Origin of the sequence: Niastella vici (assembly GCF_002077945.1) — a bacterium.
GTDB classification, from domain to species: Bacteria; Bacteroidota; Bacteroidia; order Chitinophagales; family Chitinophagaceae; genus Niastella; species Niastella vici.
On sequence record NZ_LVYD01000124.1, the window covers coordinates 376,730 to 398,676 of the forward strand.

Here is a 21,947-nt window from a genome sequence, read left to right on the forward strand (position 1 = left end):
GTAAAAACTTGCATAAGAAATCAGAAGTGTTATTTTTGATTGACATCCATAATCCTGTACCCAATATCTACCAGCTTATGCAAGCAGCTAGTATGAAAGCCGCCCGCAACATTGCCATCGTGTATGCTGAATCAGCATCCGCTTCCCGTTCCGCCGCTGTTGCTTTACAAAAAGCTTTACAATTACGACAGCCCCAATGCCAGGTACGCCTGGTGAAAATTACCAGCTTTTTTGATTACCACCGGGTGTTTGGCCCCATTGTTCGTACCGGTATGAACCGGATGAGCAGCCTGGCCCATGACCTGGTTGGCGAAAAAGGCATTCAAAAAATAGCCGCTTACTGGAAGCTGTTTTTACCAGATATCGTTATTTCGGTAGCGCCCATTTTTAATCCGGTGTTGTACCGCAGTGCGCAGCTGGCCAACCCGGCCGTTCAATGCATCACCATTCCGGTCGATCTGGAAGAAGTGGGCAGCCGCACCTGGTTCACCCCATCAATAAAACAATATTACCTCAATGCCACCGATCTGTTAGATAAACAGGCAGCCGAGGCAGGTATACCAGCCGACTATCGTTTTCGCATAAGTGGTTTGCCGGTGGCAGAAAGCGCTTATGAACCGCGCCCCCGCAACCGCGACTGGCAATTGAAAGCGATTGGGCTGAACCCTGCATGGCCGGTAGGCTTTATATCGTTTGGAATACAAGGCAGCCCGGATATTTTACAAATAACCCGTGCACTGGCCAAACAGCACCAACAGCTGAACCTGATCATTATGTGCGGTAAGAACAAGAAATTATTCAGGCAGCTCACCACTACGAAAATTCCCTTCCCTACTGCCGTTTATTATTACCTGCCGCAAACACCGGTGCAATATCTGCAGCTGGCCGATTTTGCCATAGGCAAACCCGGCGCCATGACCATTACCGAATCACTGATCACCCGTACGCCGCTTATAGTTCAAAAAAGCAAAAACGCATTGCACAAAGGCAATGAAGCCTGGCTCACCAAAACCAGAACGGGTATTGTTTCAGCAACGCCGGCAGGTATAGCCGCAAGGGTAAATGAGATCATCAGCAATCCATCGTATAAAGAACAGCTGGCGATACACCATCACCAGGCTATTTATGAAATAGCGGCGCTTATAGAACAGATAGCACAATTGGAACAACGGATGAAGAAAGCGGCGTAAGTGGGGAATTATTGTTTAACCCTGACCAGCTTAATAAAATAAGGGTCCTGGGCGAGAATGATGGTATCCATCGTTTTTTTTACGATAAACAAGGAGTCCCTGGTTCCATCCGAAAAAACCTGGCTGGCTCTGTAAACCCAGATGCGGCGATGGCTTTCAATATCGCCATCAACAAAATAAGCAAATGAGGTAGAATTCTTAACCGGGAAGCTGTCAACGGTCGTTTGAAAGCTGTCGACTATAGTAATATCTTTTACCCCTTCAAACACACAGGTTGTATCAGCATATAATTTATTGGCCTTTATAATAAACTTCCTGGAAACACAGGTATTGAACAGCACTTCCTTTTCAGCTACAGCATCGGTAAGAAAAATGGAGGCGGCGGTTACTACAAAATCACCTTCAATAGACAAGTTAGTCACCTTAGTCACCGGGTGTTTACACCCAAGCAAAATGGCTATACTTATAAGCACCAATCCTGTTTTACTGGTTGGCGCCGCTTGTTTGATTGTTTTCATTTTACCTGATTACCTGAAAATACAAAGAAATGGTGGCAATTAATAATGCAGTTTGAACACCACGCGCCGGTTGGCGGCCCTGCCTGTTGGGGTGGAATTATCAGCAACCGGTTGAGGCTGTGCGATGGAAGCAGTGGTTATTGACAATAAAAAGCCTGTAAAGATTGCCTTAGCGGAAAGATTATCGATTGTCACCTGAATTAAGCGCAAGGGGTTAATGGTAATAGTGATTGCGGGGTAAAAATACAGATAAAACCAGAAACTACTATGTGTTGTGAATTATAAAGAAAAGTTAGGTTTTTGGTTCACATATTTGCTTTCAAATGATCCTCAATCTTGAATTTTAATTGAAGCAGTTGAGAAATGAGCTTTGTTTTTTCAGAATGTTTACTGGAAACTTTTCTTCTATGTTCACGAAACGCTTCTAACAAAGCCTCCCGTTCCCTGGAATTTTTGGACCCGGGAAAAACAAACGATTGGGCAATTTCTGCAGGGGTATATGTAGCCTCAATTTTTTTTAATGATTTCATACAACTTACATTTTCATTTGCCGGCTGCTGCTATACGAATGTAAGTAAGATTTATAAAAACATAACCCTTATTGCGTATGCTATTATCCACACTCAGGATGAGCCATTATCTGTTATCAACTCCTTTAAAAATGAATAGCTTTCAGTTGGCAGGTGCAAGTCGTGGGCAATGCGCTCGATCAATTCATAAGTCTCCCGGTCGATTTCTATGTTATAGTCATAAAGCTGGGTAACAATTGTGTCAAGGCCTAACCCAAATTCATGATGGTGGAGGAGTTCTTTTGCGTTGGTTAGATCTGATTCGGGCAAACCAACCTGAACGAAACGGACAAATCCTTCAATTAAACGAAATCGTGTTTCAATTTAACTAAAAGTGTTTTGCGTTAAACGAAACGGGCAAATCGTTTAATCGAAAGTCCTTTGAATTAAACGGAATTGACTTTCGATTTAATTAAAAGTGTTTGGCGTTAAACGGAACAGGCAAATCGTTTAATTGAATTGAGCTCGCCGAAAATCGAAACAATTTGATTCTCAGGCACATAATGATAACCGTTTGTCAAGTCCCCCCAAAACGCCAGATCTACTCCTACTTTTCCGCCCCAAATGCGTACGCAATACACCCAATTACCACAATGAATCAATTCTTAGCCCCATTGATCTCCTAGCTATTTTTGGATGAGATAAGCCTACACAATCAAAGAAGAATCTGAGTATTGTTAATCAACATCATAGAATCTTTAAAGCGGCTGCCCCACCCTGCCACCATTTTAGAAAATGCGCTTTAAATACCTCGCGTGGTAGAAGCATCACCGGAGCTGGCAGCGTTCAACTACGGCTTAGCATAACTTTTCTTATAGCTATGGTACGGCTGGACATGCCTGAGTGTATACGGCACATATAACGTTCCCTTGTTGCTGCATCTGTGCTGTTGATCAGGATCAATTTTGTCAAATACATAAATTGGGGGTATTATAACTTCTGAACTTTATTTTATGGCCGAAGTTTTTGCCCCATTTATCATTAACCGCACCATGCATAACCTTACATTTTACAGTATGGCGGGCAGGAACTTTGTGCGCACAAAAAGCTCGCTTACCAAAAAACGGGTGCTTCGTTCTCCTGAATTTGAACGCACCCGCTATCATGCCGGATTATTGGCAAAAGCTTCCCGCATTGGCTCCCTGGTTTACAACGAGTTGCCCGAATATTGGCGCCAGGGCTGGATGTACCGGTCTTTTACCGGCGAAGCTTATACCATGCTAAAAGTAGGGAAAAGCGAACAGGAAATACAGCAGGTACTGTTGCAGCGATATGTGGAAGAAGTCGCCAGCAAACAACTTAAGGAGCCAATTACTGCCCCATTACATATTCAACCCAAACGGCCCTATCGAAAATCGGCCGGCGCCTATTGGCGGGGCAAGACCATCAAACGCAACCGCCGTAAAGCTCACCAACAAAAATTACTGTACAATGCCGGCCTGCTGGCGCGGGCATCAAAATTGGGTTCAAAATTATACGCTCATGTAAGTTCCCGGTACAAATGCCGGCGTTACTATCAACAATTAACCGCCTGGGCCATGCAATTACTAAAGGAGGAATGGCACGAAGCCGATATTCTTGCAGTACTATTACCAGCTGTAAGAGAGAAACAGGTCTCCCAAAATCAACAGCCAGCCCAGGGTGGTTTGGTAATCCACCCCAATGGACAATATTATTTCATTACTCCTCTATACAAACGGTTTGATTTTGATGGAGGTCAGCTGTTGTATCGCAGCTCAGCACCTGTTGCGTCGCACTCTTGTGCGTTTGGATCTTTGTTCAACACAAAAAAAGCCCCGCCTGGAGACGGGGCAGTTACCATCAGTTATTCATTTTTATTGGATCAGTAATTTATGCAGGTATGTTTTATCATCTACGGTTATTCGCAATACATAACTTCCTTTTGACAGGCTTCCCAGATCGAGCGGCATTTTGAATTCATTGGTATGTTGTACACCGAATTGTCTGGTCGTGATCAACCGGCCCTGCTGATCGAGCACCTGCACCAATACATTGCCATCCACACTACCCTGTAATTTCAGCGTTGCATGTCCTGTAGCGGGGTTAGGATACAGGGAAGAAATAATGTCTGCCCCATTTTTCACATTCACCAACACCATGGTCGAGAAGCTTTGCGATCCATCAATATCAACCGACCGCAGTCTGTAATAATTATAACCAGCTACCGGTTGTTTATCTTTAAACAGATAAGCCGTTTTCCCCGGTTGAACCGTACCAATTGTGGTGAAATCAATGCCATTGGTGCTGCGTTGTACTTCATAACGCTTCAGTTTATCTTCCTGACTGGTTGTCCAGCTTACGTTTACCACAGCGCCATCCAGGGCGGCCTGGAACGATAACAAGGTGACCGGTAATGGGGAGAACAGGAATACCAGAGTCTGTTGCGTATTCGTTGCTACCGGCAGGTTATAGTCAAAATAAATGCCCGCAGTATTCTTTATGATATCCCCTGCCAGTACAGTTGATTTGGGTTTTATGCGATAGGCTATATATCCATGGCTATCGGGTTCTGTGTAAGGCAATTTGATATTATTGAATTGCCAGGTGAGTTTGTTGCCGTCTTCGATAGACAACTGATAGTCATGGCTGGCTGCGATCATTTGAAGGGAATTCCAGTCGAGCCTGCTTTCCAGGGTATCCCGAACGGTTACATTGAAAGCGGTATCAGTTCCGGTGTTCTGGAACCGGATGAGGTAATTAAGGTATTCCCCATTGCTTACCTGGGCGGGGGTAATTACACCGGCATTTGCTTCTGTTTTATCGTTGGGATCAAAGGATCCTATCACTCTTTGCTTTAAAGTGGAAGTATCATCGATGGGCGTTACATCAATAGCATCTGACTCAATAATTGCTACTGACTTTATTGTATCGCCAAGATTTACTGAAGGGGCCGTACCCAGTACAAAATTCAATGTAATAGAAGCTTCGGCATTAGGCGCCAGGTTACTGTAATCCCAGGTAATGAGATTACCGTTAACAGAAGTTGCTGCCGGTACGGTGCTGCTTAAACTAAGCCGGGTATCCTTTGTAAGTTTAATAGTACCTGCCCCTACACTGTTGGTGCCAACATTTTTATATACCAGCTTATATTGAACCGCAAAACCAGGGCGGGCGGGTGTAAGTGGGAGCAAACTTACTGTTACATCCCGGATGCCCGGTAATGGCTGAACCGCAAAATATATGGAGTCGGTATTGAAATAGCTATTGAACGTAGAAGTTTTTGCTGCTGGGGAAATAGTATAATAGTTGTTATAAGGAACAGCTTTTGTGGAATAGGTTCCGGTATCTACATCCATTGTATAATACCCATTCCTGGGAATAGCAGATGTGGTGTCGCCATTCTTCCCTGACTTTATAGTAACCTTGTCAAAAAATGATTCGCCATTATTTTTTATGCCATCGCTATTGGCGTCGTAGAAAGCGTAGCCGGCGATAGTATTACTAGAGCCTACTTCAAACAGCCATGCGGCAGAATTACCTCCGTTGGTGTTATTACCACCAATAACAATATTGCCATTAGGCCTTACTGCACTGCATACTCCATTTTCAATTGGGTAAGGACCGGAAGACACATAGGTCTTTTCCCAGATTATTTGGCCGGAAGTATCAAGTTTTACCAGCCAGCAATCGTTATCGCCTGATGAAAATGACACATCTCCATTGGAAGATCTTGTATGGCCAACTGCCAAATAGGTATGATCGGGTAATACCTGAATACCCCTGAACATTTCGTCCCGATCACCACCATAAGTCCTTTGCCATTGAAGTTGACCAGTTTTAGACAAACTAACAACCCACGCATCATTAGTTTGGTACTGCTCATCGGGTGCCGTGGGGTGGTATCCTGTCACATCTCCGTTTGTAGAGGCAGTAAGTCCCACTACAATATAACCTCCGTTCAGAGAGATATTTATATCGTTTGCATATTCATAGTTTGTGCCGCCCAGGCATTTTTGCCATTCTATGTTACCAGTTCTATCAATTTTAACAACCCATATATCCTCTACTGTTCCATGAAGCCCCTGCACATCGCCGTCGTTTGATTTTGTTGTTCCGGTTATGATAAAACCGCTATCAGGTGTTTGTTTTAAGGCAGTGGGAAATTCCACTCCGCTACCACCAAGGCATTTTTGCCATTGAATGTTGCCATTTTTATCGAGCTTCACTACCCATATATCTCTACTTCCCTGATGCACGCCGGAAACATCCCCATCGTTAGATTTAGCCTCTCCTAATAGTATATACCCATCGCTTGTTTTCTCAATATACGTTCCGGTTTCATCACTAGTACCGCCGTAGCATTTTTGCCAGATAATATTTCCTTTGTCGTTTAACCTAACCACCCAGGCATCCTCTCCGCCATGATTTCCGGAGACATTGATATCATTAGATTTTGTATAACCAGTCAGGATATAACCGCTGTCATGGGCCAACTGCAAAGTACCAAGTTTGTCAGAGGCTGATCCACCTAACAAGACAGACCATTTTATATTTCTTGAGGTATCCAATTTGTAAACTTTAAAGTCGACTTCACCATATCCTCCGCTGCCAATTCTGGTGGTTGCGACAAGGTAGCCGCCATCCCTGTCAATTAAAGATGTTTTACCAGGCCCGATATACTCTGCTACAGTAGCTGTTCCTCCAAAGATCTTTTGCCATTTCATAACTGGGGCATTTCGCTGGGCATTACAATAATAAACAGCCGTAAAAAAGAAAATAATTAATAAGGAAACTGGTTTACGCATAATGATGTACAATGACATTCCTCTGTTTTGAAAGACAGACGTATATCTGGTTAATAATAAAAGATTAGTTTCTATGCTTTTGTGATAACTGAACAGGTAAAAACAACGGTGCCTTTTTATAGAAGATTGGATGCAGTTAAAATGAAGAGGGGCAAAGGTAATAAATAATTATTGTCAAAACGTTAAAAGCCGATAACTGCGTCGTTTTGTTCAATAACCGTGCAATTAAGCCAATAGACGTGCAGAAGCAGGCGAAAATTCGCTGTTAAGATCTCCTTATATCGGCCTTGCCCCGTACAGGTTTCCAGGCTCCCTATAGCTGATATATATACCTGACGCACATAAAAAAAGAGGCCGTATTGACCTCCTCCAATTGATTCGCTAACAAAGATTATTTTACCTGTTACAAGGATTAAAAGATTGAAAAAATTCAGTGGTTACATTATTTCCACTGCATATACCCGGCGCCCAAAACTTTGATTTAAGATAAACGCGCAATACTTCCTTTTCATTAGCATTCGGCTCCTTTACCTCGGTATCGCCACGCATTGGTACTACTTTTCTGATCTCGCCGGTAGGATCTATGATCATTTTGATCCTGACATTGCAGTACTTTGAGGCATCAATATTTTCAGTTCTGAGGTTTCTATCTATATACCGTGCCCAGGCAGCCGCGCCGCCAGGATATTCAGGTTCTTTTTCTACGCCGGTATAAACAGTTAGTTTAAGCGTCGTATCATAATAGCTTGTACACCCAAAAGCAGGTTGAGGCGTATAATTTGTTTTGATCGATGCATTAGACCATGACAAGAAAAAAGAAGGAAGCAAAAAGGCAAAATAAGTAATAGAGTTCATGATAAAAATAGGGTTTACGGCATTCAATATTGAGTAGCCGCACTAATATACAGTTTTTTTATTGCCAGTCAAATGCTAAAGATCAGGAACCTATCACTTTATTTAGGCATCCCAGCTGGATCTTCATCACTCCAGTGCTCTCTTCGGGTAATATGTAAGTCATAGCCCATAAAATGTCATTTAGTCCCCTTTCCAGCCTGGCAATTTCGCTTATTCCTACTAAGCCCTGCTCCGACTCCTGACGCTCGACTATCTATAATTCGTGGAAGTTACAGCGCTATTAATCAACACAAGGATTTGAATTATCGATCAATAAAAACCATTTTCTTTCAAGTGCTTCATATTCTATATTTCTCTTTGACCTCGTTTTTAAATCACTACCAGCATCAGAATAGCAAAAGCTAAATGAAGTGCAATTACTTCTTAAACCTGGCATATTTATATCAATAATAGTAATACTTCTATTGTTACTAATTGAATCAAACTTGACCCACCAAATAGAATTAGTCCCATCCAGATTTTTTAAATCTACTTCAGCATTTAAATACTCAGAAAGCTTTCTTGATGAAATTGCAGGATCTTTCGATTTTAAACTATCTATTTTAAAACCTATAGCTTTAAACTCATTGATATTTTTTCCGAAGAAGGACTTATACTCGTCTTTGTCAATTTCCATTTTTTGATAACTCGAATTACAACAAATGAAAAAAACACCAATTATGCAGAAAAACCAACCACACTTCATTATTATCCTCATTTTTGATTTGCTTTACCCTCTTATAATCCTTTTGTGCCAGACCATTAGATTAAGGAAATTTCCTCTATCCCTTAGGTCCATAACCTGATTTGCGTTCGCGTAGGTCACACACCAACTACTTTGATACATTCCCCTATTTACTTAGGGAAAACAAAAGCTTTGAATTCCTTATCAAACAGAATATCGGATTTTAGTTCCAAATTAGTGGCACTTACTAATGCCTTAAAAGTCAAATACGCCACAATTGTATTGCTAGTATCTAATTCATTATATTTTATTTCTTTCACCCTAATATTTAGCCCTATTCTGCTCATGCAATGTTCTAGAAAATAAGTAGCCCCAAATAAAACACCTGACTGCCAGCGTTCGAGCTCATCATCGAACTCCAACTCAACTTTTTGATACCTACTGGTTATTTCAACCTCAATTTCAATTTCTCCATAAAATCCATAATTGCCTATTTGCTCAGCAATTTTATAAATTCCAGTTTTCATTTGAATAATTTATTTTGGTGCTTTAGAACCTGATCATGTCAATTCTTTTGCAATCTGTCGAATTTTATCCGGAGGCTATATTGTGGAAAAATCGTGGAGATGGACGACACATAGTCTTATGGAACTCCAAGTATTCTCTCTAATTCATTCTCAATATTTGTCTTTAGAATACTATATTCCTCAAGACTTATATCGTTTTGTACCCGTTCTTTTTGCCATACCATAAATAATGGTATGTACCATAATAATGAAACGACTCGGCTTGAAATTAACTCTTCCTTCAAAAGAAATCGATTTAAGCAAGACTAAAAACTTATTATACAGCTCTTTGTCAAAATCACCTTGACGTAATTTCCAAAAAAAGCCCGAATCAACTTCCCATACATCCTCTAATTGTTGAATGATTTCTTGTTTCATTGATTTAATATTGAAATTGCTCCATGAGAAATAAATTTTCCAATTAATACCTCAAGATCTTTTTTGCCCATTAAAAAAGCATTGTCAGATGCGACTTTATCTAAATCTCCAACAAGCCAGGATCAACCGACTGGTAGAAAACAAAAAACCAAGTGCTGCTATCACAATTTCTGATAAGCAGCACTTGATATTAATATAATCCTGCACAGCACAAGCTAACTCTAGCGCCATTATGTTACTTTACCGCTCAACATTTACCAGCTTATCAATCTCTTCGTACGTCATTGCCTTTAACTTCGTTTTCCCTTTCATTCCACCGAATTCTTTATCCAAATATCCAAGGATACAACTATTTTTAAACCAAACGGTGGAGGCAGCATCGATAAGGCCTCCTGTCTGGGGAAGCTTCTTTTTCTCTTTTTTATTAGCTGATAAATCAATAATATAACAATAATCGTAAAAGGTTGCTAAGCCTTCCGATTCCTCGCAAAGAACGTATAACTTTTCATTATAAATAAAGCTGACCAAATGCGAATTAAAGGAGGCATAAGCCTGATAATATTTATTCAGAACGGTTTCATGTAAAGGTTTCAACTCTTTATTAAATACAGAAACAACGGCTGCGTTATTGAGCGCTGCCACAGCGTTGGGGGTGCTATATAAAGTGCGGATTTCTTTTACCAGTATAACCTTATCATGGGTGGTCAAAATATCGACCGGTACCATTTCATCTATCGACTTTAATCGTTTTTTAGCATCAGGCTCCTTTTCTTCTAAAGTTCCGGCATATACTTTATCGAGCAATACAGGAGGCGCCGTTTTCACCTTTTCGGCGTCAAAATCAAAGCGGTACAAACTGATTGCTTTGTCTTTATCCGTATTCACATATTGTATGGCAACCAGTGTATTATTAGCAAACGTATCGAGCCGGCTTACAGCCGTAAAATAGCTTTTATTTCTTACGTCAATGTCAACTTGCAGTTTGCTCTTTACCTCGCCTTCTTTGTCGAATTTTTCAGCAATCAACTTACTATTAACCATACTGGTAAGAAATATGTCGCCCTGTTTTGATGTATGAATGTCAATAAAAGTTCTGCTATCAGCAGGCATTAGCATTTTCGTGTAAATTTCCAGATCTGCAGACAGTGTTATCATATTGATCAGCGGTTCACTCCGATTACTTCGAAATAAAAGACTGCTAAAATTATAACGGGAGTCATTTTCAACAGATATGTTACCATCCTTTGGAATATCATAAATAATCTTGTCTTTGCTGATCTTCTTTTCTTTTAGATCAACAATTGTTGCATGTAATGGTCCACCATTTGATTTTTCAGTATAGAAAAAAATAACATTGCCATTCCATTTGCCTTCACCTTTTATATAACCCCTGACATGTTCACTCCACAATAATTGGCCTTTTTGATCCACAACTAAAAATGCCTCATTTAAAGAGCCATAAACTACATGTCCAACAGCTGTGTTGTCATCAATAGGGAGCATACTACCGATTTGCCCTTTTCCGGGAAAATCCTGCGCTTTTACATTTATTGAAAAAGAAATGACAATAAGACTCCCGATAAGGAATCTGAAAAGATAAATTTGCATAAAGCTAATGAAGGTTGATAAAAGTTAATTATTGGGTTAACAAAACTTCCGTGATACCGGAAATGCATAAATATATATAATTTCTGTAAAGTCAAAAAAAAGAAGCACAGTAGGACTTTGAATGCCATCCGGATATCCGAACGCTTTATTGTGTAAAGATTATAGAGGTTGCACCCGGTATAAATTGCGGATTGGCATCTCCGCTAAATAAAAAAGCCTCCCGACAAGTCGGGAAGCTTTCAGAAATTTAAAGGTCCATCTCATTAATGCCCCATCCCCTTCTTCCCCGTTTGGTCCAACGCCGCTTTTAATCCTTTCGCCAGTTGATCTGCAGGCCCTACACCCCAATAATGCAGGAAGAAAATGCGGGGCGTTTCATAAACCATATGATTATGCACGGCCACTACTTCTATCCCATTTTCAACCAGCGCTTTTATCACGGGCGCCACTTCGTTTTCGAGCATGGTGAAGTCGCCACATACAGCTGCTTTCTCGGGTGTTCCCTGCCAGGCGGCCCAGGTATTGAATCCTAAAAACGTGCTCACCGGTATACCATGTTCCTGTAATTGTACATCGGGCCGCCCGATGGTATATTTATACACGCCCTTGCTCATCTCCCCTTTTGCGCCAATAACAGCATCCAGCTTCGCTATATCGATCGTATTCACCACACTGTCGGGCTTGCCTTCTTTCGGGTCCTTGCCTCTTACCTCCTTCACTTTATCAAAGATCGCTTTTACGTTGGCCGACAACTTTTCTACCGTGCCTTTTCCATCTATATGCATATACAGGATATTGGGATGGTTCCGCACAAAATGGTTATGGATAGCGCTTATCATCATGCCCTGGCGGATCACTTCCTGTTGCACCGGCTTCAGGTCATTCTCCGTTACAATGATATCGCCCATTACCATGGCGCTATCGGCACAGGGTGTAAATGCAGCCCAACTGCCCAACCCCATGGGTGGAATTATTTTGAAACCATCAACCACTACTTTCAGATCATGTTGCGGAACAGTGATCTTGTATTCATTATTCTTCGCCGTTCCTTTCATGCCCGTGATCTGTTCTATCTTTTGAATATCCAGTTTACTGCTTCCGGGCAAGCAGGATATGGTATCTTTTTTCGGTGCTGAACTGGTAGCGCTTTTGATTTGCACTTCCGGATCATTACAAGCTGCCATATAACTAACAAGGCTACATGCTAATATGAAATTACGTTTCATGATGTTGTATTTACAGGTAATTTTTTATGATCAGTCCCAAAATTGCAGCTGCTAATATAACAAACGGTTCCTGAATTTTTTTGAACCTTAACAATAGCAGCATGGTGATAACAGCCATTGCCACAGCGATCATATCAGTGAGTTGCCGCTTAGCCAGTACACAAACCGCGCCGGCTATAGCGCCTACAGCTGCAGCAGTAACGCCATCTACAAACGCCCTGATACCTGGATGCTTTCCATATTTTTTGAAGTAAGGGGCCGGAAGAATAGTAAACAAATAGCAGGGTAAAAATGTGGCCAGGGCCGCTATACAGGCGCCGGGTGTACCGGCTATCAGGTAACCAATAAAGCCTACAGTTATTACAACAGGTCCCGGGGTGATCATGGCAACCGCTACGGCGTCTAAAAACTGCTGTTCATTCAACCAATGATATTCGGCTACCAAGCCGCCATATAAAAAAGGCACAATGGCCAGTCCGCTGCCAAATACAAATGCGCCGGCTTTAAAAAAGAACCAGGCGATCTGGATCAGCTTTTCATTGAGCAGCACAGCACTGGCTTGCAGTAAAACAGGAACAAGCACTACAACGGGCAATCTTTTACTCAACTTAGGGGGCGACTTATACAACCACACAACAATTCCGGCTGTAAGGATCAGCCAAAGGTTTTCTCTTTCCGTTAAAAACGTAACCATTGCTACCACAATGGCAATGGTCCATAATAACCAGTCTTTAACCAGGCTTTTTTTCGACAGTTTATAGCTGCTGATGGCAATGATGCCGATCACCGCTGCGCCAATACCGTAAAAAACCGCCTGCATCCAGGGCAGGCCGCCGGCTTTTACATAAGCGAAGCCAAGCGCCAGTACCATTGCGAATGAAGGAAGCACAAATGCGATGCCAGCCAGGGTGGCGCCGATGATCCGGTAATGAACATAGCCCAGATAGATCGCCAGTTGCGCCGCCAGCGGACCAGGCGCCAATTGCGCCAGCGCAAGTCCTTCTTTATAATCTTCCTCTGTGATCCATTTGCGTTTTTCAACCAGGTCGCGATGCATATACCCTACCAATGCAACCGGTCCGCCAAAACCAATGGCGCCCAGTTTCAGAAAATACAATGTCAGCTCGCGTAATGTATAATTAGGTCCATTCATTTATTACAAAGTTCTTATTTTAAGAGATCGGGGTCCCAGGTATGTTTTTCTGCCTGCACATATTTTGCCCAGCTATACAGCGCATCATATATTTTCATACCAATGGCCAGCTGCTCATGGTCGTTTGTAAAATTATAAGATAATCCGGCAGAAATGGCCCATAACCCGGCCGCCTGTGGCGCCAGGTGAAATGAGGCCGTATCGGCGCCCCTTACAATAGTGGCGATCTGCAATACGGCCGGGTCGGTGATGGCATGCTTCTGAACTATATAATCGAATGTGCAGTGATCGCCATAATGGGAGTATTCCGCCCCGGGTATATCGTAAGGAATGGCTTGCAGTTCCGCCGCCTTATCAAACACCTGCGCTGCGGGAACGTAAATAAATTCCGCTTCTTTGTCTACAAAATTTTTAATTAGCCAGGGACAGGCTATGCGGTCTATTTTGGGTCTTTCCCTTGTTATCCACTTCATACCCGAAAGTTTTGTGCAATTTCCTTAACCCGCAATGCCTGAAATAGAATGGATATAACTATTTGTACGGGGATTACTTTTTTACCAGCTTTTTCCTGTATACCGAAGGGTTTTGGCCGGTGTGCTTTTTAAAGATGCGCGTAAAATGGCTTTGGTCTGAAAAACCGGTGAGGTAGGCAATTTCCGTTAATGAATACGATGGCTGCTTCATGAGCGCTATGGCTTTTTCAATACGCTGTTTGCGGATGTATTCGCCAAAACTCATGTTCTCGAAATACCGGGAGAATTCCCTTGACAAATAGGATGGATTGATGTCGAGTCCTTTCGATAATTCTTTCAGGCTCAAATTAGCATCGATATGGTCCTGGATAATATCTTTTAACTCCTGCGCCCAGGCGGGTGTTTTCTTCTTTGAGCCCGGCTTATTTTTAAGATACCGGTTCAGTACAGAGATCAGCAGGTCTTCAAAGGGTTGCTGGGTATGCTTTTCCTGCTGCAGGTGTTTTGCCCAGCTGTAGAGCGCATCGTACAGAAGCATTCCCTTCTCCAGCAATTCATGATCATTGGGATAATTATACGCAAGCCCTGCTGATATAGCCCATAATCCGGAGGCCTGAACAGCCAGGTCGTGCCGGTCGGTATCGGCGGCTCTTACGATCACGGCCATGGTATGAACGGCATCATCCTTTATTTTATATTCTTTTATCAGGGCGTCAAATGTGCAAAGTGGTCCGGCGTGGGTAAATTGAACATTGGGCACATCAAATGGAATGGCATTTTGTTTGGCTGCTTCGGGGAGCACCTGGTCAAAAGGAACATAAATGAATTCGGCTTCCTTATCAATAAACCGCCTGATGAGCCAGGGACAGGCAATGCGGTCAATTTTAGGCCGTTCCCTTGTTATCCATTTCATGGCTGCAAATTACGACTATTCCGGCTGGAGGCACTCAGCTCGCCTTCGTGAGCATATACAGCTTATGTAATGGGGTATTCATGGTACCGGCCGATAACGTGAAGTGGGCTTCCTTCACCCATTCCAGCAGCATGTGGTTGCTTTTATATACCGGTATCAATATGCGGTTGGCTTTCCTGGTCACAAACACATAATCCAGGCAGTTATATAAGCCACGCCAAATGGAGCTGTCGGCCGCATTGGGGGCAAATTGCAGGCGGAGGGTATAATCGCCGGGGCCAACGGCATCGCCGGCGCCGAGGTCATCGAACAGGGCTTCGCAAATGTCTACCTGAAGAATGGGTTGTTCATTTTCCCATACCATCATACACTGCATAAAACTGCCCGATGCAGTGTTCTCATAAAAAGTGGTAAGGGCTTCGGCTGCTACGCCTGTCCATTGTTGTAACCACCGGATATCATCCGGGATCGCTACTGGCCTGATGGAGATCTCAGCCGGCGCATTATCTTCCCTTTGAATGGCGCTGACCATCATGTGAAGTTTTAAACAATGATTTAATTAACCAACTTTGTTATCAGGGATCAGGATGCACTATATAACCGGGAAACCGCTACCAAGAAGATATTTAACAGTAAAATATTTGAAGCCGGATAAAGGTACATACTTTGCACCTCGTAAACAAAGTTAAAAGTCATCGCATTTGCTCACAATTTCACTGTAATTCAATCTGATTGATGCAATACCGTGACACTCAGGCCCATGTTCGGTTACTGGTCACTGATCACGCGCCAAAATTTATTCCTGATTTCATAACGGCAAATTTGGCGGATTCATTAATTTTCCTTCATTAGCCCTTACGAAGGGAGTTAATAAATCAATTAAACCTTTTCCATGTATCAGATTCACTTATCCGTAAAGGATCTGGATAAGATCCACGATGCCGCCAGGATCATTACCGACAGGATAGAGCATCATTATACCATCCCGGAATTGGCCGAACTGGTCGACATTCCCGAAAAAAAATTAAAAGCAGGTTTCAAGTATCTATTTCATACGGGCGCTTTCCGGTTCCGGTATGGATTGCTGTGGAATAAAGTCAAAGGCCTTCTGATGGAGGATAAACCTTTAAAGACCATTGCCCAGGAAACAGGCTTCAAGGACAAGAGCGCTTTGATAAAATCGTTCAAAAATGAATTCGGGCTCACCCCGCTGCAGTGGCGGCGCGACCAGCCAAGCAATGTAGTGGGGGTAATTAATCAGTAACAGTGATCGACACACCGGTCAGTAACCCGGTAATAGGATTTGCCATAACAACAGGTACCCGGCTATAGGTACCTGTTGTTACGGCAGAAATTTTCAGCGCGCCTAAACTATGCGCATCAAAACGCATAATGCCGCCAGCCGCCATCTACTACCGCAACTGTTCCGGTAATGTACCTCGCCCGGGGCGATAACAGGAAGATAGCCATATTGGCAACGTCTTGCGATTCACCAAAATCACCTAACGGGATCTCGCGTTCTGCAAAATTGCGGCGTTCATCGCCCGGGAAGAACCGGCGGATGTTCTCGGTATCGATCAATCCGGGTTGCAGGCAATTTACCCTGATGCCCAAACGGCCCAACTCCCCTGCCAGCTGTTTCGACCATGCCACCACGCTTGCTTTAAAAACGGCCGAGGCATTGATGGTCCGCAATTCGTAGGTACTGATAATATTCAGGATGGAACCCTGCTTCCGTTCCATAAAATGTGGTAACAGTTGTTGCGTCAGCTGCCGGTGCCGGTCGAAGTCGAGCGTGAGTGCGGCCTGCCATTCTTCTTCGGGTCCCACTACATCGAGCGGACGGCTTCGGCCTGCATTGTTAATAAGCAGATCAACATTCCCTAACTCAGCCAGCGCTGCTGCTGCTATTTTTTGCGGCGCATCCATGGCTATAAGATCCTGCACCAGCGTAACCGGCTCTACCCCACCCGCTGCAACCACTTCCTCCTTTAGTTCATTCAATAAATTTTCGTTTCTCGCTACTGCCAGTACTTTTACCCCTTCCAATGCCAGTTCTTTTGTTATGGCGCGGCCCATACCCTGACTGGCGCCGGTGACCACTGCTGTTTTTCCTTTCAAATACAAATCCATACTATTGTAATTAATTTGCTGTCAAAAGTAATTTGCAGCAGTTAATTTTATGGCACCTGTAATTAATGTAAGAGACTAACAAAATTGTAAGTCGATCGTCATAAAGACAAACACAACGCCACAGAATTCACGGGCGGACGAACCTTATTCTTCAAAACAAAAGAGACCGATGAGGTGTGGGCCTCCTATATTCCCAAACAGGGCGACCTCATCGTATTTGAACAACCATACCCTGCTCAGCGCTTCGTATGACGGCACCATAAAAACCTGGAATATCTAACAATTACTTTATCACCGGATTCTCTCTTAAATATTTCCCGCCATCAAAACTGATCATGTAATCAGAAGGGAAATGCGTGCTCTTCGCATAATAGTCGGTCGTTATGATCTGCGCGCCCGACTGGCAGGCTGCGAAGAACCGGCTCTTATCATTTCTACGGGCTTCTTCGGTATCAGCATCTGCTCGGGTACGTACTATATATCCTTTTTTCACCAGTTTCTTTATGGCTTTTCCATCTTTTATGGCATCGTTCATGATCAGGATCGCCGCTTCGGGCGAACCCGGCTTCGCATTCACAAATAGCAGGCGTTTTTGTAAAGATGTATGTCCCTGTACATAGTCCTTTACTTTATCCCCTTTTTCATCGAGGATGAAAATAAATTTACCCCTGGCGTTTTTCAGCAAAGGCCAGTTGCCTTTCAGCACCGCTTCTTCAAGCGTTGCATAACTGCCTCTTACTTCATCGGGGGTAAGTACATGTTGCATACCGAGGTCATGCGCAATGGTGCTATCCAGCTGATCGTATATAGCCGGCGTAAATTTTTCGGGTATGGTGAAATCAGGCTTTTTGATGGTATCGTCTTTGGCATTCATGGTAATGAAGACCGGATAATGATCTTTGTGCGCATCGGACCATTGTTTAAGCTGTTGCAAACAATTCCTGAAGGTGAGACAATGGTTCCTGAAATCAATATCCTGGATATGCAACACTTTAAAACCCGGTTCTTTCATTATGCCGCCGGGATCGTAGGGTGGTAAATTGCTGGCATGCCCTTCCCACTCGAGCCCTTTCGGGTGCGCGTATTTGCCACCTTTTGTATCGGCATAGATATCTATTTCAAGGTTCAGCAGTCCCAGGTTCAACTGGTCTGTTATGGGAATATGACTGTAGTCGATATGACGGGCCAGTGCAGAATCCTCCTTTTTAAGTAGGTTGAACAAAGGCGGATCAATAGCCTGTTTGTAACTATTGTGCGACCCTATCACCTGGATCTTATTGATGGGCAAATCGTTTATATCAATGAACAGAAAAGAGGTCAAAACAACACATAGCCCGGCAACAAAGAAGGTGCGTATCATAAGCGTAAGTTTAATCAAAGTTGCTAAGATAAGGATAAGGGGTTATGGGAATGTTAAACGTTTTATGATAGAATGTTTTCTATCAGAATAAATATATCCTTTTTGCCTATCCCAAAACAGTTTTGTATCTTTCCCATTCCAACCATTCTAATAAAGATTCCCCCCGCATATTTTTTATTGTTAACTCTGAACTTTCAAACAAGAAAGCGCCTTTTCTATACATAAGAAATGAACCTTAAAAAATATCCTGTAATATCAACCAATGAACACCGGACATATGAATTCTTAAGTGAAGGTCCAAATGGTACTATTAAGAAAGTAATATATTTTCAGGAAGTAGAAGAAAATCTATTTAACCTGGCGTTTGGTGATTGGAATGAGAACGAGCAGGGAATTGATGATAAAGCCAGAAGTAATAACCATGACCGGGATAAAGTGATGGCAACGGTGGCATCTGCTGTTTTGGACTTCATAACCCATTATCCTGATGCAAGGATCTTTGCTAAAGGGAGCACGCAAGCCAGGACAAGACTTTATCAAATAGGAATTTTTGCTAACTTACACGAAATCAGTCAAATATTTGTGGTAGAGGGGTATATGAACGACGATTGGCACCCCTTTGAAAAACTACAGAATTACCAGGCTTTTCTGGTGAGGCTCAAATAAATATTGTAATTTTGAATTAATCGAAAATGAGGTTTTATGCCAGCAGCATCTATAAAAAAGGATCAAATAAATAATATTACAATCGTCAAGAAATTGAGGGATTATAGTAACGATCCCGTCTTTAAGAAAAAGGCTGAAGATGCTATTAAGTTTTTAAAGAAACATGGATTACCAGAATCTTTTAAAAAGAAGAAATAAGCAACCGTAATAAAATTCTTTGAAACCACATGTCACAAGGCATGTGGTTTTTTATTTTAGCCAACCGCTCTCCCCTTCAGCTCGCCTTCGTTAAAGTCAATAAAACAAAAAACCCTCCCGGCGAACCGGAAGGGAAATGCAAACACTCAATGAAACGTACCCTGATCAAAAAATTACTTTTCTTACTTCATTCCATCCTGCATTATCATTCAATTGTACCACGTATACTCCTTTCAAATTATTTACCGGCATGGTAATACGGTAGGCAGCCTGCTGTTGGTCGCGTTGTGCTTTTACCTGTCCATTCATGCTTATTATGCGTATGGTGATGGGATTTTTTACTTCTTTATTGAACTCAATGTTCACCGTATTGTTGCTGGCATAAATGCGGGTAGCCGGTGCAGCTTCAGTTGCTTTGATGCTCTTTGTGGTTGTATATTCAAACTGACCGTTCATATCAACCTGCCTGATGCGATAGTAAGCCACCCCCGCGGTCATATTCTTATCGGTAAAACTGTATTGTTGTACTGTGTTCGAATTTCCTGCGCCCAGTACGATGGCCATTACCGACCAATTGCTGCCATCAAAACTCCGTTGCACTTCAAAACTGTTGTTGTTCAATTCCTGGGCAGTGCTCCAGTTCAGTATAACGTTGTTATTATTTCTTGTTATATAAAAGCTGTTAAAGACTACAGGCAAAATGCTTAAATTAAAACCATTGGGGGAAATGCCCGAAGCTTTGGATGCATAACCGAGTCCGGATTGAATGGCAGGTGCATTTTCATCATATTTAAGTACACCATCTATCGTAACCTGCTCCACATTGCGTTGAGCGCCATCAGCCTTGATGCTACCGGTTGCTGACAGTTCAATAACCGAGGTAATGCTCAATCTCATTTTCTTTTGGATGGTCAACACGCCCATCACTTTAATATATACATTGGCCAGTGTATCGGGTTTATCGAAACTCACGCTCTTTGATTGCGGGATCACTATTGAGTCATTAGACTGCGGAATACGGTTCAGGCTCCAGTTGGAAGCCTTTGACCAGTCGCCCGATGAAGCGGTAAATGTAATAAGGGTTCTTGACTGCGCTGCTGCAGAAAATGTGATGAAGAGGATTGCGATGAGGGTGTAGATCTGTTTCATAAGGTAAACTTTTTTTGTTTGCTGAATTCATGGTAACTGTTTCCAACGGCATACCTGTTTTTGGCACGGAACGGTTTCCAGCATGCCATTTGCACAACTCACACCTATAAACCTTTCAAATACAGTCAAATAAAAAAACCTTAGTAGTTAAAATAAATTCAGCTGTGCTCAACTGGCAAGTGGGTATTCTGCGGGAAAACGTCCCAAATCAGGATTATAATCTATAATTTGGGAACCGGGAAAGTTTGTGGGATATTCAGACAAAGGTAAACAACGGTAAGGGATAGATGATTTCTATTATTAGTGCGGGTAATCACTTATGTGCTACTTCTTATTCCAGAAAGACGTAATATTCAAAATATGCCAAAACATTATTTCAACCGTTTACAAAACATCGACCGCCTTATTCGCGTGAGGGGTACCGGAACGCCCAAACAACTGGCGCAACGGCTTCATATTTCTGAAAGTCTGTTGTATGAATACCTGTCGTTCATGAAGGAACAGGGAGCGCCGATCGCTTATTGCAAAGACCGTAGAAGTTATTACTATGAATGCCAGGGTGGATTTAACCTGCGCTTTATAAGCCAACCTGCAAAAGGTTGACCTGTCAGGTGCACATGGGCCAACCAGCCCCGTAAATTGCTGCGGTGCACCTTACAGGTCAACGTGATCATTTACACACTACAGCGGATATAAAACCGCAGCAGCCTGCTTGTCTTTCGTTGATAACACCGTAGCCCCGCTTCCGCATTGACCGCCGTTCATGATCGATGACGCATCGGTACCCCCTACCCCTGGCACAGCAGTAGCAGAAGACTCGCCAATTGCTGCCCAGTTGGTATGCCTGAATGAAACGTTATGGCCCATTTCATGACAAATAGTACGTGCCCGTTGTGCAAAGCTATTTCCGGCAATGTAGTTTTTGTTGATCCGGATAGTACCACCGGCATTTCCGCCAGAAGGGAAAGTACCCTGTCCGCATACGCCCGTTCCCAGGTTGTAGTTTACAATCAGTACATCATAAGAGGTTCCGGTAACCACCGTCCAGTGAATACGGCAGCCAGACACGCTGTTCCATTGGCTGATGGCCGAATTAATTTCAGATTGCATCGAGGTCATGGACGCATCTACCTTTAATCTAATGTTTGTTACTTTGGTGCTGTTAACCAGGCTGCCGGTGTAATACTGCTCGGGCTTAACCTTTTCAGCCGGCACAATCATATTCTTGGAGAATACGATATCTTCCTCTACAATGAACTCGCCAGGTTTTTCAACGATCTGGCTGGCGGGAAAGCCCAGGTCAAGGATGTACGCATATACCTTTGCAGCATTATCATCCTGTTGCGGTGTTTCGGTGGTGCCCGTTTTTTTACACGCGGCAAAGCTTATGGCCAGTACGGCCATAAGGGAGAATAAATTTTTTTTACTCATGTGACTTGAGTTTTAGATGATTAAATAAAATTGACTGCCGGTAAAATTAACAGCGCTGGTTCCGGTATTAC

At 42.8% G+C, this 21,947-nt stretch carries 24 protein-coding genes; 6 read left to right on the plus strand and 18 right to left on the minus strand.

The genetic code is table 11. The annotated features are described in order from the left end of the window. Nucleotides 1-77 precede the first annotated feature (77 nt). Nucleotides 78-1,190 (plus strand): glycosyltransferase, encoded by a 1,113-nt coding sequence (locus tag A3860_RS39100; protein WP_158085497.1) that lies wholly within the window; start codon nucleotides 78-80, stop codon nucleotides 1,188-1,190. Between the two features lie 8 nt (nucleotides 1,191-1,198). On the opposite strand, the gene A3860_RS39105 is transcribed toward A3860_RS39100, so the two are convergent. From A3860_RS39105 to A3860_RS42420, 3 genes are all read right to left on the minus strand, one after another. Next, the gene (locus tag A3860_RS39105) at nucleotides 1,199-1,708 is read right to left on the minus strand and encodes a hypothetical protein (protein ID WP_081156029.1); all 510 of its coding nucleotides are present in this window, start codon (nucleotides 1,706-1,708) and stop codon (nucleotides 1,199-1,201) included. 305 nt (nucleotides 1,709-2,013) lie between these two features. Beyond that, nucleotides 2,014-2,238 carry a hypothetical protein gene (locus A3860_RS39110; protein ID WP_081156030.1) on the minus strand — a complete coding sequence of 75 codons (225 nt, stop codon included), beginning with the start codon at nucleotides 2,236-2,238 and terminating at the stop codon, nucleotides 2,014-2,016. Between the two features lie 93 nt (nucleotides 2,239-2,331). After that, nucleotides 2,332-2,547, minus strand: a complete 216-nt coding sequence (locus A3860_RS42420) for a MafI family immunity protein (RefSeq protein ID WP_158085498.1) — start codon at nucleotides 2,545-2,547, stop codon at nucleotides 2,332-2,334. 683 nt (nucleotides 2,548-3,230) lie between these two features. On the opposite strand from A3860_RS42420, the gene A3860_RS39115 reads away from it, so the two are divergent. Continuing rightward, a complete protein-coding gene (locus A3860_RS39115; RefSeq protein WP_081156031.1) occupies nucleotides 3,231-4,127 on the plus strand; it encodes a hypothetical protein in 897 nt (298 codons plus the stop codon). Here the strand turns inward: A3860_RS39115 and A3860_RS39120 are convergent. The 11 genes from A3860_RS39120 to A3860_RS39170 form a co-directional block, all read right to left on the minus strand. Next, nucleotides 4,113-6,962 (minus strand): DUF7619 domain-containing protein, encoded by a 2,850-nt coding sequence (locus A3860_RS39120; RefSeq protein ID WP_216823617.1) that lies wholly within the window; start codon nucleotides 6,960-6,962, stop codon nucleotides 4,113-4,115. The two genes, A3860_RS39115 and A3860_RS39120, sit on opposite strands and share 15 nt — an antisense overlap. Before the next feature lie 477 nt (nucleotides 6,963-7,439). Next, the gene (locus A3860_RS39125; protein WP_143774479.1) at nucleotides 7,440-7,898 is read right to left on the minus strand and encodes a hypothetical protein; all 459 of its coding nucleotides are present in this window, start codon (nucleotides 7,896-7,898) and stop codon (nucleotides 7,440-7,442) included. Between the two features lie 280 nt (nucleotides 7,899-8,178). Further along, the gene (locus A3860_RS39130; protein ID WP_143774480.1) at nucleotides 8,179-8,574 is read right to left on the minus strand and encodes a hypothetical protein; all 396 of its coding nucleotides are present in this window, start codon (nucleotides 8,572-8,574) and stop codon (nucleotides 8,179-8,181) included. 218 nt (nucleotides 8,575-8,792) lie between these two features. Further along, nucleotides 8,793-9,149 (minus strand): hypothetical protein, encoded by a 357-nt coding sequence (locus tag A3860_RS39135; protein WP_081156035.1) that lies wholly within the window; start codon nucleotides 9,147-9,149, stop codon nucleotides 8,793-8,795. Between the two features lie 180 nt (nucleotides 9,150-9,329). Continuing rightward, nucleotides 9,330-9,566 carry a hypothetical protein gene (locus A3860_RS39140; protein ID WP_081156036.1) on the minus strand — a complete coding sequence of 79 codons (237 nt, stop codon included), beginning with the start codon at nucleotides 9,564-9,566 and terminating at the stop codon, nucleotides 9,330-9,332. Between the two features lie 240 nt (nucleotides 9,567-9,806). After that, complete coding sequence (locus tag A3860_RS39145; protein WP_081156037.1) at nucleotides 9,807-11,174, minus strand: hypothetical protein; 1,368 nt, start codon at nucleotides 11,172-11,174, stop codon at nucleotides 9,807-9,809. A 263-nt stretch (nucleotides 11,175-11,437) separates the two neighbouring features. Beyond that, entirely contained in the window at nucleotides 11,438-12,400 is a 963-nt protein-coding gene (locus A3860_RS39150; RefSeq protein ID WP_081156038.1) for a DUF1259 domain-containing protein, read from the minus strand. Nucleotides 12,401-12,410: 10 nt separating this feature from the next. Next, nucleotides 12,411-13,553 carry a chromate transporter gene (locus tag A3860_RS39155; protein WP_081156039.1) on the minus strand — a complete coding sequence of 381 codons (1,143 nt, stop codon included), beginning with the start codon at nucleotides 13,551-13,553 and terminating at the stop codon, nucleotides 12,411-12,413. Nucleotides 13,554-13,567: 14 nt separating this feature from the next. Beyond that, nucleotides 13,568-14,026 (minus strand): chromate resistance protein ChrB domain-containing protein, encoded by a 459-nt coding sequence (locus A3860_RS39160; RefSeq protein ID WP_081156040.1) that lies wholly within the window; start codon nucleotides 14,024-14,026, stop codon nucleotides 13,568-13,570. Nucleotides 14,027-14,099: 73 nt separating this feature from the next. Further along, a complete protein-coding gene (locus A3860_RS39165) occupies nucleotides 14,100-14,939 on the minus strand; it encodes a chromate resistance protein ChrB domain-containing protein (protein WP_081156041.1) in 840 nt (279 codons plus the stop codon). Nucleotides 14,940-14,973: 34 nt separating this feature from the next. Continuing rightward, entirely contained in the window at nucleotides 14,974-15,474 is a 501-nt protein-coding gene (locus tag A3860_RS39170) for a hypothetical protein (protein ID WP_158085499.1), read from the minus strand. 357 nt (nucleotides 15,475-15,831) lie between these two features. On the opposite strand from A3860_RS39170, the gene A3860_RS39175 reads away from it, so the two are divergent. Next, nucleotides 15,832-16,203: a helix-turn-helix domain-containing protein gene (locus A3860_RS39175; RefSeq protein WP_081156043.1), complete on the plus strand. Its 372-nt coding sequence runs from the start codon at nucleotides 15,832-15,834 to the stop codon at nucleotides 16,201-16,203. Nucleotides 16,204-16,319: 116 nt separating this feature from the next. Here A3860_RS39175 and A3860_RS39180 read toward each other — a convergent pair whose 3' ends face one another. Next, entirely contained in the window at nucleotides 16,320-17,072 is a 753-nt protein-coding gene (locus A3860_RS39180; RefSeq protein WP_081156044.1) for an SDR family NAD(P)-dependent oxidoreductase, read from the minus strand. A gap of 283 nt (nucleotides 17,073-17,355) precedes the next feature. Then, on the minus strand, nucleotides 17,356-18,432 hold the full coding sequence (locus A3860_RS39185) for a phosphatidylinositol-specific phospholipase C1-like protein (protein ID WP_081156045.1): 1,077 nt from the start codon (nucleotides 18,430-18,432) through the stop codon (nucleotides 17,356-17,358). A gap of 228 nt (nucleotides 18,433-18,660) precedes the next feature. On the opposite strand from A3860_RS39185, the gene A3860_RS39190 reads away from it, so the two are divergent. Further along, nucleotides 18,661-19,098, plus strand: a complete 438-nt coding sequence (locus tag A3860_RS39190) for a DUF6934 family protein (RefSeq protein WP_081156046.1) — start codon at nucleotides 18,661-18,663, stop codon at nucleotides 19,096-19,098. Between the two features lie 36 nt (nucleotides 19,099-19,134). Then, nucleotides 19,135-19,296 carry a hypothetical protein gene (locus A3860_RS41450; RefSeq protein WP_158085500.1) on the plus strand — a complete coding sequence of 54 codons (162 nt, stop codon included), beginning with the start codon at nucleotides 19,135-19,137 and terminating at the stop codon, nucleotides 19,294-19,296. A gap of 165 nt (nucleotides 19,297-19,461) precedes the next feature. Here A3860_RS41450 and A3860_RS39195 read toward each other — a convergent pair whose 3' ends face one another. Then, complete coding sequence (locus tag A3860_RS39195; protein ID WP_081156047.1) at nucleotides 19,462-20,445, minus strand: T9SS type A sorting domain-containing protein; 984 nt, start codon at nucleotides 20,443-20,445, stop codon at nucleotides 19,462-19,464. 360 nt (nucleotides 20,446-20,805) lie between these two features. On the opposite strand from A3860_RS39195, the gene A3860_RS39200 reads away from it, so the two are divergent. Continuing rightward, nucleotides 20,806-21,048 (plus strand): HTH domain-containing protein, encoded by a 243-nt coding sequence (locus A3860_RS39200; RefSeq protein ID WP_081156048.1) that lies wholly within the window; start codon nucleotides 20,806-20,808, stop codon nucleotides 21,046-21,048. Nucleotides 21,049-21,126: 78 nt separating this feature from the next. On the opposite strand, the gene A3860_RS39205 is transcribed toward A3860_RS39200, so the two are convergent. Continuing rightward, the gene (locus A3860_RS39205; RefSeq protein ID WP_081156049.1) at nucleotides 21,127-21,876 is read right to left on the minus strand and encodes a M57 family metalloprotease; all 750 of its coding nucleotides are present in this window, start codon (nucleotides 21,874-21,876) and stop codon (nucleotides 21,127-21,129) included. Nucleotides 21,877-21,947: the final 71 nt, after the last annotated feature.

Bases quoted from the DNA above. Each gene is read 5' to 3' on its own strand.
- A3860_RS41450 (WP_158085500.1), top strand. From the start codon at position 19,135: ATGCCAGCAGCATCTATAAAAAAGGATCAAATAAATAATATTACAATC.
- A3860_RS39130 (WP_143774480.1), bottom strand. From the start codon at position 8,574: ATGGAAATTGACAAAGACGAGTATAAGTCCTTCTTCGGAAAAAATATC.
- A3860_RS39205 (WP_081156049.1), bottom strand. From the start codon at position 21,876: ATGAGTAAAAAAAATTTATTCTCCCTTATGGCCGTACTGGCCATAAGC.
- A3860_RS39195 (WP_081156047.1), bottom strand. From the start codon at position 20,445: ATGAAACAGATCTACACCCTCATCGCAATCCTCTTCATCACATTTTCT.
- A3860_RS39180 (WP_081156044.1), bottom strand. From the start codon at position 17,072: ATGGATTTGTATTTGAAAGGAAAAACAGCAGTGGTCACCGGCGCCAGT.
- A3860_RS39175 (WP_081156043.1), top strand. From the start codon at position 15,832: ATGTATCAGATTCACTTATCCGTAAAGGATCTGGATAAGATCCACGAT.
- A3860_RS39100 (WP_158085497.1), top strand. From the start codon at position 78: ATGCAAGCAGCTAGTATGAAAGCCGCCCGCAACATTGCCATCGTGTAT.
- A3860_RS39185 (WP_081156045.1), bottom strand. From the start codon at position 18,432: ATGATACGCACCTTCTTTGTTGCCGGGCTATGTGTTGTTTTGACCTCT.
- A3860_RS39160 (WP_081156040.1), bottom strand. From the start codon at position 14,026: ATGAAGTGGATAACAAGGGAAAGACCCAAAATAGACCGCATAGCCTGT.
- A3860_RS39120 (WP_216823617.1), bottom strand. From the start codon at position 6,962: ATGAAATGGCAAAAGATCTTTGGAGGAACAGCTACTGTAGCAGAGTAT.
- A3860_RS39125 (WP_143774479.1), bottom strand. From the start codon at position 7,898: ATGAACTCTATTACTTATTTTGCCTTTTTGCTTCCTTCTTTTTTCTTG.
- A3860_RS39135 (WP_081156035.1), bottom strand. From the start codon at position 9,149: ATGAAAACTGGAATTTATAAAATTGCTGAGCAAATAGGCAATTATGGA.
- A3860_RS39165 (WP_081156041.1), bottom strand. From the start codon at position 14,939: ATGAAATGGATAACAAGGGAACGGCCTAAAATTGACCGCATTGCCTGT.
- A3860_RS39150 (WP_081156038.1), bottom strand. From the start codon at position 12,400: ATGAAACGTAATTTCATATTAGCATGTAGCCTTGTTAGTTATATGGCA.
- A3860_RS39140 (WP_081156036.1), bottom strand. From the start codon at position 9,566: ATGAAACAAGAAATCATTCAACAATTAGAGGATGTATGGGAAGTTGAT.
- A3860_RS39110 (WP_081156030.1), bottom strand. From the start codon at position 2,238: ATGAAATCATTAAAAAAAATTGAGGCTACATATACCCCTGCAGAAATT.
- A3860_RS39200 (WP_081156048.1), top strand. From the start codon at position 20,806: ATGCCAAAACATTATTTCAACCGTTTACAAAACATCGACCGCCTTATT.
- A3860_RS39105 (WP_081156029.1), bottom strand. From the start codon at position 1,708: ATGAAAACAATCAAACAAGCGGCGCCAACCAGTAAAACAGGATTGGTG.
- A3860_RS39145 (WP_081156037.1), bottom strand. From the start codon at position 11,174: ATGCAAATTTATCTTTTCAGATTCCTTATCGGGAGTCTTATTGTCATT.
- A3860_RS39190 (WP_081156046.1), top strand. From the start codon at position 18,661: ATGAACCTTAAAAAATATCCTGTAATATCAACCAATGAACACCGGACA.
- A3860_RS39115 (WP_081156031.1), top strand. From the start codon at position 3,231: ATGGCCGAAGTTTTTGCCCCATTTATCATTAACCGCACCATGCATAAC.
- A3860_RS39155 (WP_081156039.1), bottom strand. From the start codon at position 13,553: ATGAATGGACCTAATTATACATTACGCGAGCTGACATTGTATTTTCTG.
- A3860_RS39170 (WP_158085499.1), bottom strand. From the start codon at position 15,474: ATGATGGTCAGCGCCATTCAAAGGGAAGATAATGCGCCGGCTGAGATC.